This window comes from Amycolatopsis bartoniae (assembly GCF_014191255.1).
GTDB lineage: Bacteria > Actinomycetota > Actinomycetes > Mycobacteriales > Pseudonocardiaceae > Amycolatopsis_E > Amycolatopsis_E bartoniae.
On record NZ_JACHWH010000002.1, the window covers coordinates 368,905 to 384,516 of the forward strand.

The 15,612-nt window shown below is 71.5% G+C and carries 16 protein-coding genes; all 16 read right to left on the bottom strand.

What is annotated here, in order from left to right:
* Positions 1–253: 253 nt before the first annotated feature.
* The 16 genes from FHX82_RS13630 to FHX82_RS13705 all read right to left on the bottom strand — a co-directional run bounded on the left by FHX82_RS13630 (position 254) and on the right by FHX82_RS13705 (position 15,567).
* Positions 254–604, bottom strand: a complete 351-nt coding sequence (locus tag FHX82_RS13630) for a hypothetical protein (protein ID WP_145937607.1) — start codon at positions 602–604, stop codon at positions 254–256.
* Between the two features lie 17 nt (positions 605–621).
* Positions 622–1,629: a permease gene (locus FHX82_RS13635; RefSeq protein ID WP_229880876.1), complete on the bottom strand. Its 1,008-nt coding sequence runs from the start codon at positions 1,627–1,629 to the stop codon at positions 622–624.
* Between the two features lie 971 nt (positions 1,630–2,600).
* Complete coding sequence (locus FHX82_RS13640; RefSeq protein WP_145936635.1) at positions 2,601–3,017, bottom strand: hypothetical protein; 417 nt, start codon at positions 3,015–3,017, stop codon at positions 2,601–2,603.
* Positions 3,014–3,826 (bottom strand): isoprenyl transferase, encoded by an 813-nt coding sequence (locus FHX82_RS13645; RefSeq protein WP_145936636.1) that lies wholly within the window; start codon positions 3,824–3,826, stop codon positions 3,014–3,016. The genes FHX82_RS13640 and FHX82_RS13645 overlap by 4 nt, the downstream gene beginning before the upstream one ends.
* Before the next feature lie 64 nt (positions 3,827–3,890).
* Positions 3,891–4,649 (bottom strand): DNA repair protein RecO, encoded by a 759-nt coding sequence (gene recO / locus FHX82_RS13650; RefSeq protein WP_145936637.1) that lies wholly within the window; start codon positions 4,647–4,649, stop codon positions 3,891–3,893.
* Positions 4,650–4,681: 32 nt separating this feature from the next.
* The gene (era, locus tag FHX82_RS13655) at positions 4,682–5,575 is read right to left on the bottom strand and encodes a GTPase Era (protein ID WP_145936638.1); all 894 of its coding nucleotides are present in this window, start codon (positions 5,573–5,575) and stop codon (positions 4,682–4,684) included.
* On the bottom strand, positions 5,572–5,907 hold the full coding sequence (locus tag FHX82_RS13660) for a cytidine deaminase-like protein (protein WP_145936639.1): 336 nt from the start codon (positions 5,905–5,907) through the stop codon (positions 5,572–5,574). Before FHX82_RS13660 ends, era begins: the two co-directional genes overlap by 4 nt.
* Entirely contained in the window at positions 5,907–7,232 is a 1,326-nt protein-coding gene (locus FHX82_RS13665; RefSeq protein ID WP_145936640.1) for a hemolysin family protein, read from the bottom strand. Before FHX82_RS13665 ends, FHX82_RS13660 begins: the two co-directional genes overlap by 1 nt.
* A gap of 3 nt (positions 7,233–7,235) precedes the next feature.
* On the bottom strand, positions 7,236–7,790 hold the full coding sequence (gene ybeY, locus FHX82_RS13670; RefSeq protein ID WP_145936641.1) for an rRNA maturation RNase YbeY: 555 nt from the start codon (positions 7,788–7,790) through the stop codon (positions 7,236–7,238).
* A 6-nt stretch (positions 7,791–7,796) separates the two neighbouring features.
* Positions 7,797–8,876 (bottom strand): PhoH family protein, encoded by a 1,080-nt coding sequence (locus FHX82_RS13675; RefSeq protein WP_145936642.1) that lies wholly within the window; start codon positions 8,874–8,876, stop codon positions 7,797–7,799.
* A gap of 90 nt (positions 8,877–8,966) precedes the next feature.
* Positions 8,967–9,326 (bottom strand): histidine triad nucleotide-binding protein, encoded by a 360-nt coding sequence (locus tag FHX82_RS13680; RefSeq protein WP_145936643.1) that lies wholly within the window; start codon positions 9,324–9,326, stop codon positions 8,967–8,969.
* Positions 9,327–9,717: 391 nt separating this feature from the next.
* On the bottom strand, positions 9,718–10,470 hold the full coding sequence (locus FHX82_RS13685; RefSeq protein WP_145936644.1) for a 16S rRNA (uracil(1498)-N(3))-methyltransferase: 753 nt from the start codon (positions 10,468–10,470) through the stop codon (positions 9,718–9,720).
* A complete protein-coding gene (dnaJ, locus tag FHX82_RS13690; protein WP_145936701.1) occupies positions 10,470–11,636 on the bottom strand; it encodes a molecular chaperone DnaJ in 1,167 nt (388 codons plus the stop codon). Before dnaJ ends, FHX82_RS13685 begins: the two co-directional genes overlap by 1 nt.
* Positions 11,637–11,678: 42 nt before the next feature.
* Complete coding sequence (gene hrcA / locus FHX82_RS13695) at positions 11,679–12,704, bottom strand: heat-inducible transcriptional repressor HrcA (protein WP_145936645.1); 1,026 nt, start codon at positions 12,702–12,704, stop codon at positions 11,679–11,681.
* Between the two features lie 83 nt (positions 12,705–12,787).
* Positions 12,788–14,278 (bottom strand): CoA-acylating methylmalonate-semialdehyde dehydrogenase, encoded by a 1,491-nt coding sequence (locus FHX82_RS13700; protein WP_145936646.1) that lies wholly within the window; start codon positions 14,276–14,278, stop codon positions 12,788–12,790.
* Positions 14,275–15,567, bottom strand: a complete 1,293-nt coding sequence (locus FHX82_RS13705; protein ID WP_145936647.1) for an aspartate aminotransferase family protein — start codon at positions 15,565–15,567, stop codon at positions 14,275–14,277. Before FHX82_RS13705 ends, FHX82_RS13700 begins: the two co-directional genes overlap by 4 nt.
* Positions 15,568–15,612: the final 45 nt, after the last annotated feature.

A 15,612-nucleotide genomic window follows, 5' to 3' on the forward strand; every position in this document is an offset into this window, starting at 1 on the left:
CGGTCGAAGCTGGCGGTCGTGGTCCGGCGCGAGGGCAGCGAGGCACCGCCAGGCAGGAGGTTCCCGAGTGCGCGCTTTAACGGCCACCGCTGTCGAGCTCGGCCACCGGCCTGCAGCCCAGCCAGCACCGCAGCGCTGGGCAGGAGGTTCTCGGGTGCGTGGCTCATAGGAGACCGCCGGTGTCGAGCTGGGCTACCGGCGTGCAGCCCAGCCAGCAACGCAACTCCGGGCGGGACACTCCCGATTGCGCGGCTCATAGGAGACCGCCGGTGTCGAGTTTCATCACCGGGGTCCAGTGGAGGGCCGCCAGTACGAACGCCACCGCGCCGGCGAGTGCGAGCAGGGCCGCCAGGCTGCACAGGCCGATGCCGATCCGGGCGAGTCGGCCCGTCTCGCCGGCCACCAGGCCGAAGATCACGCCCAGCACCGCCGACCCCAGTACCAGCACCCACAGCGCCCCGAGCACCAACGCGAAGATCACGGTCAGCGCCGACGTCAGCACTCCCCACGGGTGGACGACCAGCCACGTCACCCACGTCGCGAACGCGAACACCAGGCCGACCGCGCCCAGCGCCACCGAAGCCAGAGCCAGTCCGGGCCTCATCGCCACTCCCCCATCGCTCACCGTGCACCGCCCAGCAGCGGCACTCCGACCGCCAGCGCGCAGCACACCGCCACCACGAAGGTCACCGGCGCGAACCGCACCGCGAACGAACGGCCGAAGGTACCCGCCTGCAGCGCGAAGAGCTTCACGTCGACCGCCGGGCCGACGACCAGGAACACCAGCTTCGGCAGCAGCGGCAACGCCGTCAGCGAGGCCGCCACGAACGCGTCCGCCTCGCTGCACAGCGCCAGCACCACCGCGAGCACCGCCATCGCCGCGACGCCCACCACGACCTGCCCGCCCAGGACGCCGAACCACGACTGCGGCACCAGCACGTTCAGCGCCGCCGAGAGCAGCGCCCCCAGTACCAGGAACCCGCCCGCCTCGACCAGGTCGGCGCGGGCGACTTCGGCGAACGCCCGCCACCGGCCACGTTCGGGATCGGCCGTGCGCCGCAACGCCCGCTCGACGATCCACGACAGCTTGCCCCAGCGCGCCCACAACAAGCCCATGACGACGGCCGTCGCGAGCGAGCCCAGGAAGCGCGCCAATACCATCTCCGGCCGCCCCGGGAACGCGACCGCCGTGGCCACCAGGACCACCGGGTTCACCGCCGGCGCGGCGAGCAGGAACGTGAGCGCCGCGGCCGGGGCGACGCCCTGGCCCAGCAGCCGCCGCGCCACCGGTACCGACGCGCATTCGCAGCCGGGCAACGCGACGCCGGCGAGGCCCGCGACCCCGACGGCCGCCACCGTCCGGCTCGGCAGGACGCGCCGCAGCACCCGTGCGGGCACGAACGCGGCGATCGCCCCGCTGAGCAGCACGCCGAGCACGAGGAAGGGCAACGCCTGCACGCACACCGCGACGAACACGGTGGCACCGGTGCGCAGGGCGGCCACGTCCAGCACGTCCTGCAGCCAGGACTGGGCGAGGATCGCGACGACGAGCACCGCGCACAACACCTCGACGGAGGTCACGCGGCGGCGCGGGGACTTCTCCCGCGGGCGGTCGGTCAGCAGATCCACGCGGACGATGATGCCAGGAGGCACCGACAGTTTCGGGGTCTTTCCGAGGGCTTGCTCGAAGGCGTGATGACCGATTCAGTTCGCGGCCGGGGGTGGGGATGGGGCGGGGGTTGGGGGGCGCGACCCCGGGAAGGGGTGGGGCTCAGAGAGGGCGCGGTCGGGGGCGAGGAGGGATGTGGCTCGGCGGCGGAGGTCGGGCGGGGCGGGGCTCGGGGAGGAACGCGGCGTGGAAGGGCACGACTGGGTGGCGAGGAAGGAGCGCGGTTTGGCGGGGACGGAGGTTCGAGAGGGCGACGCTCGGGGAACGCGGCGCGGAAAGGGCGCAGCCGGAGTGGACGAAGAAGGGGTGAGGTTTTCGCCGGGGGCGGAGGTTGGAGAGGGCGGGACTCGGGGGAACGGGGCGTGGAAGGACACGGCCGGGTGGGCGAGGAAGAGGCGCGGCTTGGCAGGGCGAAAGTTCGAGAGGGCGGCGCTCGGGAAACGCGGCCCGGAAAGGACACGGCCGGAGTGGACGAAGAAGGAGCGCGGCTTGGCAGGGCGAAGGTTCGAGAGGGCGGCGCTCGGGGAACGCGGCCCGGAAAGGGCGCAGCCGGAGTGGACGAAGAAGGGGTGAGGTTTTCGCCGGGGGCGGGACTTGGGGAACGGGGCGTGAAAAGGGCGCAACTGGGGCGGGCGGGGAGGGTGGCTTGGCGGAGCGGGGAGAGGGCGCGGCTCGGTGAGGGGCAGGGCTTGAGAAGGGCCGCAGCTCGGGAGGGGCCCGACTTGAAGAGGGGCAGGGTTGCGGAGGGGCGGCGTCGAAGTGGGGGCGCGGCCTGGGAGGGTGCGGCCTGCGAAGACGGCGGACTCCGTCGGCAAACCACTCCGGCTCCCCCGCCGTGCGGCCCGCGAGCGGCGAGCCCGCGCACCCAACCAGCCGCCTCGCTACAGACTCCGGTCGAGTCGGCACCGACAGGTGCCGACGCTCGCCGCCCTCAGCCCTGTGTCGGGACCAGCTCTCCGCGAAGCTGCGAGGCCGTCGAGACCACCAGCATCAGCAGCGTGCCCAGCGCCGCGACTTCCAGTCCCTGCGCCGGGAACGCGTAGCGCAGCGTCAGGTCCAGACCACGGTCCGTGTGGGTCACTCCCAGTGTGCCGAACAGGCCCTGCCCCGCGCGCTCCGCCGCTGAGGCCGCGACTCCCGGCTGGTCCGGCAGATCCCATGCCACCACGCACGTCAGGCTCAGCACCGTGAGGCCCTCGGCGAGTTGCGTCGCCTGGATGACCGCCGGGACGCCGGCATGCGAGAAGGTCAGGGCGCCGTCGTCGTCGACGTGCACCTCCAGGTAGCGTTCGAGCGCCTCGCGCGCCCGGTCCAGCAGCTCCGCGGTGTCCGCGGCTTCGCTCGTCATGAGGCACCCTTCGCGGCGTCGACAGCGGCGCCGAAACGGCGGTCCCGCTTGGCGTACTCCAGACACGCCGCCCACAGCTGGCGCCGGTCGAAGTCGGGGAACAGCGTGTCCTGGAAGACGAACTCCGCGTACGCCGACTGCCACAGCATGAAGTTCGACGTCCGCAGCTCCCCCGACGGCCGCAGGAACAGGTCCACGTCCGGCATCTCGGGCTGGTACATGTACTTCGCCAGCATCCGCTCGTCGATCTTGTCCGGGTTGACCTTGCCCTCGGCGGCGAGCTGCGCGAGACGGCGCGCGGCGTCGGCGATCTCGGCCCGGCCGCCGTAGTTGACGCACATCGTCATGTTCAGCAACGTGTTGTTCTTCGTCTTCTCCTCGGCGGCCTGCAGCTCCTTGATGACGCTGCGCCACAGCCTCGGCGCCCGGCCCGCCCAGCGGATCCGCACACCGATGGAGCCGAGGTAGTCCACCTGGCGGCGGATCGTGTCCCGGTTGAAGCCCATGAGGAAGCGCACCTCGTCGGGGCTGCGCTTCCAGTTCTCGGTGGAGAAGGCATACACCGACAGCCACTTGACGCCCAGCTCGACGGCACCGCTCGCCACGTCGATCATGACGGCCTCACCGCGTTTGTGCCCCTCGATCCGCGGCAGGCCCCGCTGGTTGGCCCAACGGCCGTTGCCGTCCATCACGAGGGCCACGTGGTGGGGCACCAGCTCGGCCGGGATCTCCGGCGGCCGCGCCCCGGAGGGGTGCGGATCCGGCGCCCGCAGCGCCACCGCGGTGTCCTGACGTCCCCTGCGCAGCACCCTGATCCGCCTCCCGTAGCTCGCTTCCGCCGTCCGACCCTACTTGCCCCGGACGAGGGACCCGCTACGCCCCGCCCCTGGCCACCTCCTTCGCCCGCCGCTCCACGAGCGGGAGCGAACGCAGCTGCCGTTCCAGGTGCCACTGCAGGTGGGCCGCCACCAGGCCGCTCGCGTCCCGCCTCGTGCCCTGCACCGACGACTCCGCGACGTCCCAGTTGCCGTGCAGCAGGGCATCCAGCAGCAGCAGCACCTCCGGCGCCGGGTGCACCGACCCCGGCGCGCGGCACGTGCCGCACATCGAACCGCCCGCCTGGACGCTGAACGCCCGGTGCGGCCCCGGCAACCCGCAGCGCGCGCACTCCGTGATCGCCGGCGCCCAGCCCGCGAACGCCATCGCCCGCAGCAGGAACGCGTCCAGCACCAGCGACGGGTCGCGCTCACCGTCGGCCAGCGCCCGCAGGGCACCCGTGACCAGCAGGTACAGCCGGACCGCCGGCTCGCCCTCCTCCGCCGTCAGCCTGTCCGCCGTCTCGGCGATCGCGCTGGCCGCGGTGTAGCGCTGGTAGTCGCCCACCAGCGGCAACGCGAACGCGTCCACCGTCTGCACCTGGGTGATCACGTCGAGCGTGCGGCCCGTGTAGAACTGCACGTCGACGTGCCCGAACGGCTCCAGCCGCGCGCCGAACCGCGAGGTGGTGCGGCGCACGCCCTTGGCCACGGCACGGACCTTGCCGTGCCGCCGGGTGAGCAGGGTGATGATCCGGTCGGCCTCACCCAGCTTGTGCACCCGCAGCACCACACCGGTATCGCGATAGAGGCTCACCGGAACATCGTCTCACGGAGCACCGACAGAACTCAGAAACCGAGCCGCCGCAGTTGCTTCGGGTCGCGCTGCCAGTCCTTGGCCACCTTGACGTGCAGGTCGAGGTACACCTTGCTGCCCAGCAGCGCCTCGATGTGCCGCCGCGCCTCGGAACCCACCGTGCGCAGCCGTTCGCCCTTGTGCCCCAGGATGATGCCCTTCTGGCTGGGCCGCTCGACGTACAGGAACGCGTGCACGTCCACCATGTCGTCGCGGCCCTCGTGCGGCAGCATCTCCTCGACCGTGACGGCGATCGAGTGCGGCAGCTCGTCGCGCACCCCCTCCAGCGCGGCCTCGCGGATCAGCTCCGCGACCAGCGTCTGCTCGGGCTCGTCGGTGAGGTCGCCGTCCGGGTACAGCTGCGGGCCCTCCGGCAGCCGCTCGACGAGCAGGTCCGCCAGCTGCCCCACCTGGAAGCCGTCGACCGCGGACACCGGGATCAGGTCGGCGAAGTCCATGACCTCCTGCAGCGCGAGCAGCTGGTCGGCGATCTGCTGGCGGCCCACGAGGTCGGTCTTGGTGACGATGCCGACCACCGGCGTCCGCTTCGCGATCTTGCGCAGCTCGTTGGCGATGAACTTGTCGCCGGGACCGACCTTTTCGTTGGCGGGCACGCAGAACCCGACGACGTCCACTTCGGACCAAGTCGAGTGCACGATGTCGTTGAGCCGCTCGCCCAGCAGCGTGCGCGGGCGGTGCAGGCCGGGGGTGTCGACGATGACCAGCTGCGCGTCGTCGCGGTGCACGATGCCGCGGATCGCGTGCCGCGTGGTCTGCGGCTTGCTGGACGTGATCGCGATCTTGCTGCCGACCAGCGCGTTGGTCAGCGTGGACTTGCCGGCGTTGGGACGGCCGACGAAGCAGGCGAAACCGGAACGGTGCGTCACCGCAGCACTTCCTGCACGTCGCCCTTGAGGTCGGCGCGGATGATCGGCGCGTCCACCGCGAGGTCCCGCACCGCCTGCACCGACGCGCCGTCGACCATCGGCCGGTGCGTGACGACCGCCGCCGCCTCCAGCCCTTCCGCCCCGCTCGACACGGCCGCGGCGATGGCCGCCTGCACCGCCGTGATCTGGAAGGACGGCAGCTCGACCGTGGTGGCCGCGTACGTCCGGCCGTCGGTGTCGCGCACCGCGGCGCCCTCGGTGGCCTGGGTGCGGGCCCTGGCCGACCGGGCGAGGACCACGATCTTCTCGTCTTCCGGCCCCAACTCGGCCATCACTCCACGCTCCCGTCGCGTTCGTCCTGGTTGCCGGTACGCACCCTACGTCCGGCTATCGCGTCGTCCGCCGCCCGCACCACGACGGTGGTGATCCGCATCCGGCCGCGGCGGTCCTTGCCGCCCTCGGCGTGCAGGCGCAGGCCGTCGACCTCGGCCTCCGCGCCGGGCAGCGGCACGCGGCCCAGGCGCTGGGCGAGCAGGCCGCCGACGGTCTCCACGTCGTGGTCCGCCAGTTCGAGGCCGAACAGCTCGCCGAGATCGTCGACGCCCAGGCGCGCGGAGACGCGCACGGACTTGTCGTCGAGGTGCTCCACCGGCGGACGTTCCTCCAGATCGGACTCGTCGGTGATCTCGCCGACGATCTCCTCGAGGATGTCCTCGATGGTCAGCAGGCCCGCGGTGCCGCCGTACTCGTCCACCGCGATGGCCATGTGGTTGTGGGACAGCTGCATCTCGCGCAGCAGGTCGTCGAGGCGCTTGGAGTCGGGCACGAAGCTCGCCGGGTACATCAGCTGCGCCACGGGCTTCGCCGAACCGTCGTCGAGGGAGGCGCGCACGAGGTCCTTGAGGTTGACCACGCCCACGATGTCGTCGACCGACTCGCCGATCACGGGCAGGCGCGTGAACCCGGTGCGCAGCGACAACGCGAGCGCCTGGCGCACCGTCTTCTCCTGCTCGATCCAGATGATCTCGGTGCGCGGCACCATCACCTCGCGCGCCACGGTGTCGCCCAGCTCGAAGACCGAGTGGATCATCTCGCGCTCGGCGGGCTCCACGACCCCGCGTTCTTGGGCGAGGTCGACCAGCTCACGCAGCTCGATTTCGGAGGTGAACGGGCCTTCGCGGAAACCCTGGCCCGGCGTGATCGCGTTGCCGACGAGGATCAGCAACCGCGACAGCGGGCCCAGCACGGTGCCGAGCACCCGCACAGGACCGGCGACGGCGGCGCCGACGCGGTACGGGTGCTGGCGGCCGATGGTGCGCGGGCCGACGCCGATGACGACGTAGCTGATCACGACCATCACGACGGCCGTGACGATCACCGCGAGCCACTCCGGCGAGATCCAGCGCAGGAACACCACCGTGACCAGCACGGTGGCGGTGAGCTCGCAGATCATCCGCAGCAGGAGCAACAGGTTGATGTGCCGCCGCCGCTCCGCGACGACCGCCGCGAGCTGCCGCGCACCCGGGCGGCCCAGCCGGATCAGCCCGTCGACGCGCGCCGGGGAGACCGTGCTGACCGCCGCGTCGGCCGCGGCGAACACCCCACCCAGCAGGACCAGCGCGACGGCGATCACCAGCAGTGAGGCCGAGCTCGCCATCGGCTAGGTGTTTTCCGCGGGGTCGTCGGCGGCGTGCAGCCCGGCCGCGCCGAGCAGGCGGTCGTCGTTGGACCGCTGCGCGTCCCGCCGCTTCGCCGCGCTGACCGCGGCCTTGAAGTCGGTGAGGATCCGCTTCTGCAGGCCGAACATCTCGCGCTCCTCGGCGGGCTCGGCGTGGTCGTAGCCGAGCAGGTGGAGCACGCCGTGCACGGTGAGCAGGTGCAGCTCGTCCATCAGCGAGTGACCCGCCGTGCGGGCCTGGTCCTTGGCGAACGCCGGGCACAGCACGATGTCACCCAGCAGCGCGGGCGAGGTGTCCCCCGCGTCGGGGCGGCGGGCGGCGTCCAGCTCGTCCATCGGGAAGGCCATCACGTCGGTGGGACCGGGCAGGTCCATCCAGCGGACGTGCAGGTCGCTCATCACGTCGAGGGTGACCAGCACCACGGACAGTTCGGCGAGCGGACTGACCTCCATGCGGTCGAGGGCGAAGCGGGCGGCGGAGACGATGGAGGTCTCGTCGACCGCCATGCCGGACTCGTTGGCGATTTCGATGCTCATGAGGTGTTAGTGGCGGCCTTTCCAGCCGTTTCCGGTGGCGGCCTCCTGCGTGGCCTGCCATTTCTCGTAGGCGTCGACGATGTCGCCGACCAGCCGGTGCCGCACCACGTCCTGGCTCGTGAGGTTGGCGAAGTGCAGGTCGTCGACCCCCTCCAGGATCTCCCGCACGACGCGCAGGCCGCTGCGCTGCCCGTTGGGCAGGTCGACCTGCGTGACGTCCCCGGTGACCACGATCTTGGAGTTGAAGCCGAGCCGGGTCAGGAACATCTTCATCTGCTCTGGCGTGGTGTTCTGCGCCTCGTCGAGGATGATGAACGCGTCGTTGAGGGTGCGCCCGCGCATGTACGCGAGCGGCGCGATCTCGATGGTGCCCGCCTGGATCAGGCGCGGGATGGAGTCCGGGTCGACCATGTCGTGCAGCGCGTCGTAGAGCGGCCGCAGGTACGGGTCGATCTTCTCCGACAGCGTGCCCGGCAGGAAGCCCAGCCGCTCCCCGGCCTCGACCGCGGGGCGGGTCAGGATGATGCGCGTGACCTGCTTGGCCTGCAGCGCCTGCACGGCCTTGGCCATGGCCAGGTACGTCTTGCCCGTGCCCGCGGGACCGACGCCGAAGACGATGGTGTGCTTGTCGATGGCGTCGACGTACCGCTTCTGGTTCAGCGTCTTGGGCCGGATGGTGCGGCCACGGCGGGACAGGATGTCCATGCTCAGCACTTCGGCCGGGGACTCCTTGCCGCCCGCGGAGAGCATGCCGACGGTGCGGCGCACGGTGTCCGGACCGACCTGCTGCCCGCGTCCGGCGAGGGTGACCAGCTCGGCGAAGACCCGTTCGGCGAACGCGACGTCGGCGGGGGCGCCCGTGAGGGTGACCTCGTTGCCGCGGACGTGCACGTCCGCTTCGAGCAGTTCCTCGGCGACGCGGAGGTTCTCGTCACGGGAGCCGAGCAGCGTCAGCGCGGCGGTGTCGGGGATGGGGAACCGGGACTGCGCACTCTTGGTGGCGATCTCGGTGACGTCCGTGCTGGTCTGGGGGACGTCCTGGGGGACGTCGGATCGGGCGGCTCCACCCGGTGCGGTACCGGCCACGTGCCCTCGGGCCTGCTTTCTGCGCCGTGCGCTGGTCGATGGTGTTGACATCATTGATGCTAGCGGCACGCCCCCGCGTGTCGCAGGTGGTTACTCGTGCCTGCCGAACAGTCCGAGCTGCTCACCGCCCAGTACGTGCGCGTGCACGTGGAAGACGGTCTGCCCGGCATCACTGTCCGTGTTGAAGACAACGCGGTAACCCGACTCTTTGATTCCCTCAAGTTCCGCGACCTTCTCCGCGGTCTTCGCCACATCGGCGAGCAGCTGCGGATCGGCGGCCGCGAGCTCCGCCACGTTCCGGTATCGCTTCTTCGGCACCACCAGCACGTGCACCCTGGCCTGCGGCCGGATGTCGCGAAAGGCGAACGTGGTGTCGTCGGAGTACACGACGTCCGCCGGGATCTCCCCGGCGATGATCCGCTCGAACAACGTCTCCGCATCGTCACTCATGAGCGGAGCCTATACCGCCGGTACGACGAAAACCGGCACCCGACATCGCAACCGGCACCGCACGGGGGGCGGGGACTAGGGGGCGCAGCCCCCAGCGGGGGTCCAGGGGGCGGAGCCCTCCTGGCGGGGGTTTGGGGGTTCGACCCCCAAAAGACACTCTGCCGCCCCGCAGTCGGCGAAGGGCGAAGCCCGAGCATCAGACGCCGCGGGGCGGTAGAACCTGGGGGTCGCCCCACCGCCGCCGCGGCTCCGCCGGACCGAGGGGGGAGGTGTCCGGCGGGGTCTGGAAACCCAGGGATGGAAGAACCCGGCCCCAGGTGGTGCAAGCGTAGTGGTTGCGGCTACGGGAACGCCATATTGCGTCTTGATTTTTCCTGTTTTGCCCCAGGGCTCAGTCCCACCTGCTGGTGCGTGCGCCCAGAGCACCCAGTGCCACCGCGGCCGCCGTGGAGGTGCGCAGCACCGTGGGGCCGAGCCGGACTGGGACGGCGCCCGCCTCGCGCAGCGTCTCCAGCTCCGCGTCCGTGATGCCGCCCTCGGGACCGACCACGAGCAGCACCTCGCCCTCGGCGGGCAGCTCCACCCTGGTCAGCCGTTCCGCCGCGGTGCCTTCCAGCACCAGCGCCACCGCCGCCGCCTGCACCGCCGCCGCGAGGCCCGCCGTGTCGACCGGTTCCTCGACCGGCGGGACCCACGCCCTTCGCGCCTGTTTCGCCGCCGCCCGGACCGTGGCCTGCCAGCGGCCGCGGGCCTTGGCGCCACGCGGGCCCTCTTCCCAGCGCGCGACGCTGCGTTCGGCCCGCCACGGCAGGATCGCGTCGGCGCCGGCCTCCGTCGCCAGCTCCACCGCCAGCTCGCCGCGGTCGCCCTTCGCCAGCGCCTGCGCGACCACGACACGCAACGCCGGCTCCGGCTCGGTCCAGCGTTCCTCGATGGTGACGTCCAGCTCCGGCTCACGCCCTGGCCGCACGGCTTCGACCACGCAGTCCGCCGCCGTGCCCGCGCCGTCGGACAACGTCAGCCGCTCCCCCGCGCGCATCCGGCGCACGGTGACCGCGTGCCGCGCCTCGTCGCCGCCGAGCACGGCACGCGAACCCGCCGGCAGCTCCTCGACGAGGAACACCGGCGCGGTGGTGCCCGGCATTACCGGTGGCTCTTGGCGCCGCGCAGCTTCGAGAACAGCCCACCCGACCGGCCGCCCGAGGCGAGCGTCGACACGTCCTCGCCCCGCTGCTGCGCCAGCTCACGCAGCAGCTCGCGCTGCGCGTCGTCGAGCTTCGTCGGCACCACGACGTCGATGTGCACGTGCAGATCACCACGGCCGTCGACACGCCCGGAGGACCGCAGCCGCGGCATGCCCCTGCCGGTGAGCAGCAGCTCCGCGCCGGGCTGGGTGCCCGGCTCGATGTCCAGCTCGAACTCGCCGTCGACCAGCGTCTCCAGCGGCACGGTGGCACCCAGTGCGGCCGTGGTCATCGGGACGCGGAGGTTGCAGTGCAGGTCGTGGCCCTCGCGGAGGAACACGTCGTGCGGCTCCTCGTCGATCTCCACGTACAGGTCGCCCGCCGGGCCACCGCCGGGACCGACCTCGCCCTGCCCGGACAGCCGGATCCGCATACCGTCGCCGACGCCCGCCGGGATCTTCGCCGTCACGTTGCGGCGCGCCCGCACGCGGCCGTCGCCACCGCACTGGCGGCACGGGTCGGTGATGACCTCGCCGTAGCCGCGGCACACCGGGCACGGCCGGGCCGTGACCACCTGGCCGAGGAACGACCGCTGCACCGACTGGATCTCGCCCTGCCCGTTGCAGGTGTCGCACGTCTTGACCGTGCCGCCCGGCCCGGTGCCGGCGCCGCGGCAGACGTCGCACAGGATCGCGGTGTCGACCGGGATCTCCTTGCTGACACCGGTGGCGCACTCCTCCAGCGACAGCGAGATCCGGATCAGCGCGTCCGACCCCGGCTGCACGCGGCTGCGCGGGCCGCGGCCGCGGCCGCCACCCGTGGCGGCGCCGAAGAAGGCGTCCATGATGTCGCCGAGCCCGCCGAAACCGCCGAACGGGTCCCCGCCGCCGCCCCGCGCGCCCGCGCCGTTGTCCAGCGGGTCGCCGCCGAGGTCGACGATCTTGCGCTTCTGCGGGTCGGAGAGGACCTCGTAGGCGGTGGTCACCTCACTGAACTTGTGCTGCGCGTCCTCGGCGGGGTTGACGTCGGGGTGCAGCTCCCGGGCCAGCTTCCGGTACGCGCGTTTGATCTCCTGATCACTCGCGTTCTTCGGCACGCCCAGGATGCCGTAGTAGTCCCTCGCCACCGTTCTCATGTCCTCCTGCCAAAGCCCTCAAGAACTCGCCGGTCAGCTGCCGGCCAGGATCTGGCCCACGTAGTTGGCGACCGCGCGCACCGCGGCGATCGTGCCGGGGTAGTCCATCCGGGTCGGCCCGACGATGCCCATGCCGCCCAGGAGCATGTCGTCCTTCCCGTAGCCGATGGACACCACGGAGGTGCTGCGCATCTGCTCGTCCTCATTCTCCTCGCCGATGCGCACCGTGACCGCACCGGGGTTGCGCGCCGCGGCCAGCAGCTTCAGCACCACGACCTGCTCCTCCAGCGCCTCCAGCACTTGCCGGAGCGAGCCGGGGAAGTCCGCGACGTTGCGGGTCAGGTTCGCGGTGCCGCCGAGGACGAGCCGTTCCTCCGGGTGCTCCACGAGGTGTTCGACGAGCACCGTACAGACCCGCACCAGCGCGTCGCGCAGCTCACCCGGCGCCTGCTCCGGCAGCTCGGCGACGCGCGCGGCGGCATCGGTGAGCCGGAGGCCGGAGAGCTTCGAGTTGAGCACGTCCCGGATGCGGGCCACGTCGTCCTCGCCGAGCACGTCCCCGAGGTCGATCGTGCGCTGGTCGACCCGGCCGGAGTCGGTGATCACGACGAGCATCAACCGGGCCGGGGTCAGCGGGACGACCTCCAGGTGCCGCAGCCTGGCGTTGGACATCGTGGGGTACTGGATGACCGCGACCTGCCGGGTGAGCTGGGCGAGCAGCCGCACCGAGCGGCGCAGCACGTCGTCCAGGTCGAGCGCGCCGTCGAGGAAGCTCGTGATCGCCCGGCGTTCCGCGCTGCTCAGCGGCTTGATGTCGGAGAGCCGGTCGACGAACAGGCGGTAGCCCTTGTCCGTCGGGATCCGGCCCGCGCTGGTGTGCGGCTGCGTGATGTAGCCGTCCTCCTCCAGCGCGGCCATGTCGTTGCGCACGGTCGCGCTCGACACGCCCAGGTTGTGCCGGTCGACGATCGCCTTCGAGCCGACCGGCTCGTGGTGGGCGACGTAGTCGGCGACGATGGCACGCAGCACTTCGAAGCGTCGCTCGTCCGAGCTGGCCACCCCTTCACCTCCGCAGTCCCGGTGCACCTGACACCGAGTTTACGGAAGTTGTCACTCTTCCGCGTCGAGTGCCAGCGGAGGGGTCACGAGTTGCGCGGGAAGCCCAGGTTCACCCCGCCCTGGCTGGGGTCCGGCCAGCGGCTCGTCACCACCTTGCGCCGGGTGAAGAAGTGGAAGCCCTCCGGGCCGTAGGCGTGGCTGTCGCCGAACAGGGAGTCCTTCCAGCCGCCGAAGGAGTAGTAGCCCACCGGCACCGGGATGGGCACGTTGAGGCCCACCATGCCGACCTCCACCTCGTTCTGGAACCGGCGCGCGGCGCGGCCGTCGTTGGTGAAGATCGCCGTGCCGTTGCCGTACGCGTTGGCGTTCACCAGCTCCAGCGCCGCGTCGTAGCTGCCCGCCCGCACGACCGACAGCACCGGGCCGAAGATCTCGTCGCGGTACACCGACATCTCCGGGGTGACGCGGTCGAACAGCGTCGGCCCCAGCCAGAAGCCGCCGCCCGGCACCGCGACGTCCCGCCCGTCCACCACCAGCGACGCACCCTCGGCGAGCCCGGCCTCCACATAGGACCGGACGCGGTCGCGGTGCGCGGCGGTCACCAGCGGCCCCATCTCCGACGCCGGGTCCCGCCCGTCGCCGACCTTCAGCCGCGCCATCCGCTCCGTGACCTTCGCCACCAGCTCGTCCGCCACCGGCTCGACCGCGACCACCACCGACACCGCCATGCACCGCTCCCCCGCCGAGCCGAAGCCCGCCGACACCGCGGCGTCGGCGGCCAGGTCGAGGTCCGCGTCGGGCAGCACGACCATGTGGTTCTTCGCGCCGCCCAGCGCCTGCACGCGCTTGCCGCGCGCGGTACCGGTTTCGTAGACGTAACGCGCGATCGGCGTCGAGCCGACGAACGAGATCGCCTTCACCGCCGGGTGTTCGAGCAACCCGTCGACCGCGACCTTGTCGCCGTGCAGCACGTTGAGCACACCGTCCGGCAGCCCGGCCTCGGCGAACAGCTCCGCGAGGAACACCGAAGCCGACGGGTCCTTCTCGCTGGGCTTGAGCACGGCGGTGTTGCCGCACGCCAGCGCGTTCGGCACGAACCACAGCGGCACCATCGCGGGGAAGTTGAACGGCGAGATCACCCCGACCACGCCCAGCGGCTGCGCGATCGAGTACACGTCCACGCCGCGGGAAGCGTTTTCGCTGAAGCCGCCCTTGAGCAGCTGCGGCGCGCCGCACGCGTACTCGACGTTCTCGATGGCACGGGCGATCTCCCCCGCCGCGTCCGACTCGACCTTCCCGTGCTCGCTCGTGATGATCTTCGCCAGCTCGTCCTTGCGGGCGGCCAGCAGCTCGCGGAACGCGAACAGCACGCGGCTGCGCGCGGCGAGCGAGGTGTCCCGCCACCCGGGGAAGGCGCGGGCGGCCGCGGCGACCGCCTCGTCCACCTGCCCGGCACCGGCGAAGTCCACGTGCGCACGGACCTCTCCGGTGGCGGGGTCGAACACCTCCCCGGTCCGCTCGGCGACGCCGGCCCAGTGCTTGCCGTCGATCCAGTGGCTGATGCGTGCGGTCATCGGGCGACCTCCTCGATCGACGCCGACAGGATCTCCAGCGCCTCGTCCGCTTCTTCGTTCGTCAGTGTCATGGGCGGCGCGAGGCGGATGACGTTGCCGTGCAACCCGCCCTTGCCGACCAGCAGGCCCCGCGCCTTCGTCTCCTCCAGCACGGCGGAAGCGTTGGCGGGACTGGGATCCTTACCGCCGGACTCGACGAGCTCGACGCCGATCATCAGGCCCTTGCCACGCACGTCTCCCACGATGTCACAGCGCTCGCCGAGATCGCGCAGGCCCGCGATGAGGTGGTTGCCGAGCTTGAGCGCGTTGCCCTGCAGGTCGTTGTCGAGCAGGTAGTCCAAAGTGGCCTTCGCGCCCGCCGTGGCGACCGGGTTCCCGCCGAACGTCGAGATCGAGTTGGCGGTGAGCGAGTCCATCACGTCGGCCCGCGCGACGACCCCGCCGATCGCGAGCCCGTTGCCCAGTCCCTTGGCGAACGTCATCGCGTCCGGGGTCACGCCGTGCGCCTGGATGCCCCAGAAGTGCTCGCCCGTGCGGCCCCAGCCGGTCTGGACCTCGTCGGAGATCAGCAGGATCCCGTACTCGTCGAGGACCTCCTGGAACGCGGCGAACAACCCGTCCGGCGGCACGTTGAACCCGCCGACGCCCTGGATCGGCTCCGCGATGAGCGCGGCGACGTCACCGGAGGTGGTGGTCTGCAGGACGTCGCGCAGGTCGTCGGTGCACGCCTTGACGTAGTCGGCGTCGGACAGGCCGCCGAACGGGTCGCGATAGCGGTAGCCGCCGTGCACGTAGCTGACCTTGAGCGGCGAGAGCGAGCTGGCCGACCAGCCGCGGTTGCCGGTGATGCCGACGGTGGCGAAGGCACGCCCGTGGTAGGAGTTGCGCAGCGCCAGCACCTGGTTGCTGCGCCGGTACTGCGTGGCGAGCATCAGCGCGGTCTCATTGGCCTCGGTGCCGGAGTTGGTGAAGAACACCTTCGCGTCCGGGATTCCGGACAGCTGCGCGATCTGCTCGGCGAGCTCCACCTGCTTGCGGATGAGGTACAGCGTCGAGGTGTGCAGCACGCCGGTGTCGAACTGGGCGCGCACCGCGTCGGAGATCTCGGCGACGTCGTAGCCGATCGCGTTGGTCAGGATGCCCGCGAAGAAGTCGAGGTAGGTGGTGCCGTCGGCGTCGGTCACGCGCCTGCCCCGCGCCCGCACGATCTCGATCGGCTCGTCGTAGTACAGCGCCAGCCACTTCGGCAGGACGGCGCGGTGCCGGGCCGCCAGCTCCGATTCGCTCATGCCCCCGAGTCTGGCCACCAACGGGAGGAGCCGACACGAGCAACA

Coding starts and splice junctions, on each gene's coding strand:
- FHX82_RS13630 (WP_145937607.1), bottom strand. CDS start 604: ATGAGGCCCGGACTGGCTCTGGCTTCGGTGGCGCTGGGCGCGGTCGGC.
- FHX82_RS13640 (WP_145936635.1), bottom strand. CDS start 3,017: ATGACGAGCGAAGCCGCGGACACCGCGGAGCTGCTGGACCGGGCGCGC.
- FHX82_RS13660 (WP_145936639.1), bottom strand. CDS start 5,907: ATGGCCGAGTTGGGGCCGGAAGACGAGAAGATCGTGGTCCTCGCCCGG.
- FHX82_RS13665 (WP_145936640.1), bottom strand. CDS start 7,232: ATGGCGAGCTCGGCCTCACTGCTGGTGATCGCCGTCGCGCTGGTCCTG.
- ybeY (WP_145936641.1), bottom strand. CDS start 7,790: ATGAGCATCGAAATCGCCAACGAGTCCGGCATGGCGGTCGACGAGACC.
- FHX82_RS13680 (WP_145936643.1), bottom strand. CDS start 9,326: ATGAGTGACGATGCGGAGACGTTGTTCGAGCGGATCATCGCCGGGGAG.
- FHX82_RS13685 (WP_145936644.1), bottom strand. CDS start 10,470: ATGCCGGGCACCACCGCGCCGGTGTTCCTCGTCGAGGAGCTGCCGGCG.
- FHX82_RS13700 (WP_145936646.1), bottom strand. CDS start 14,278: ATGACCGCACGCATCAGCCACTGGATCGACGGCAAGCACTGGGCCGGC.
- FHX82_RS13705 (WP_145936647.1), bottom strand. CDS start 15,567: ATGAGCGAATCGGAGCTGGCGGCCCGGCACCGCGCCGTCCTGCCGAAG.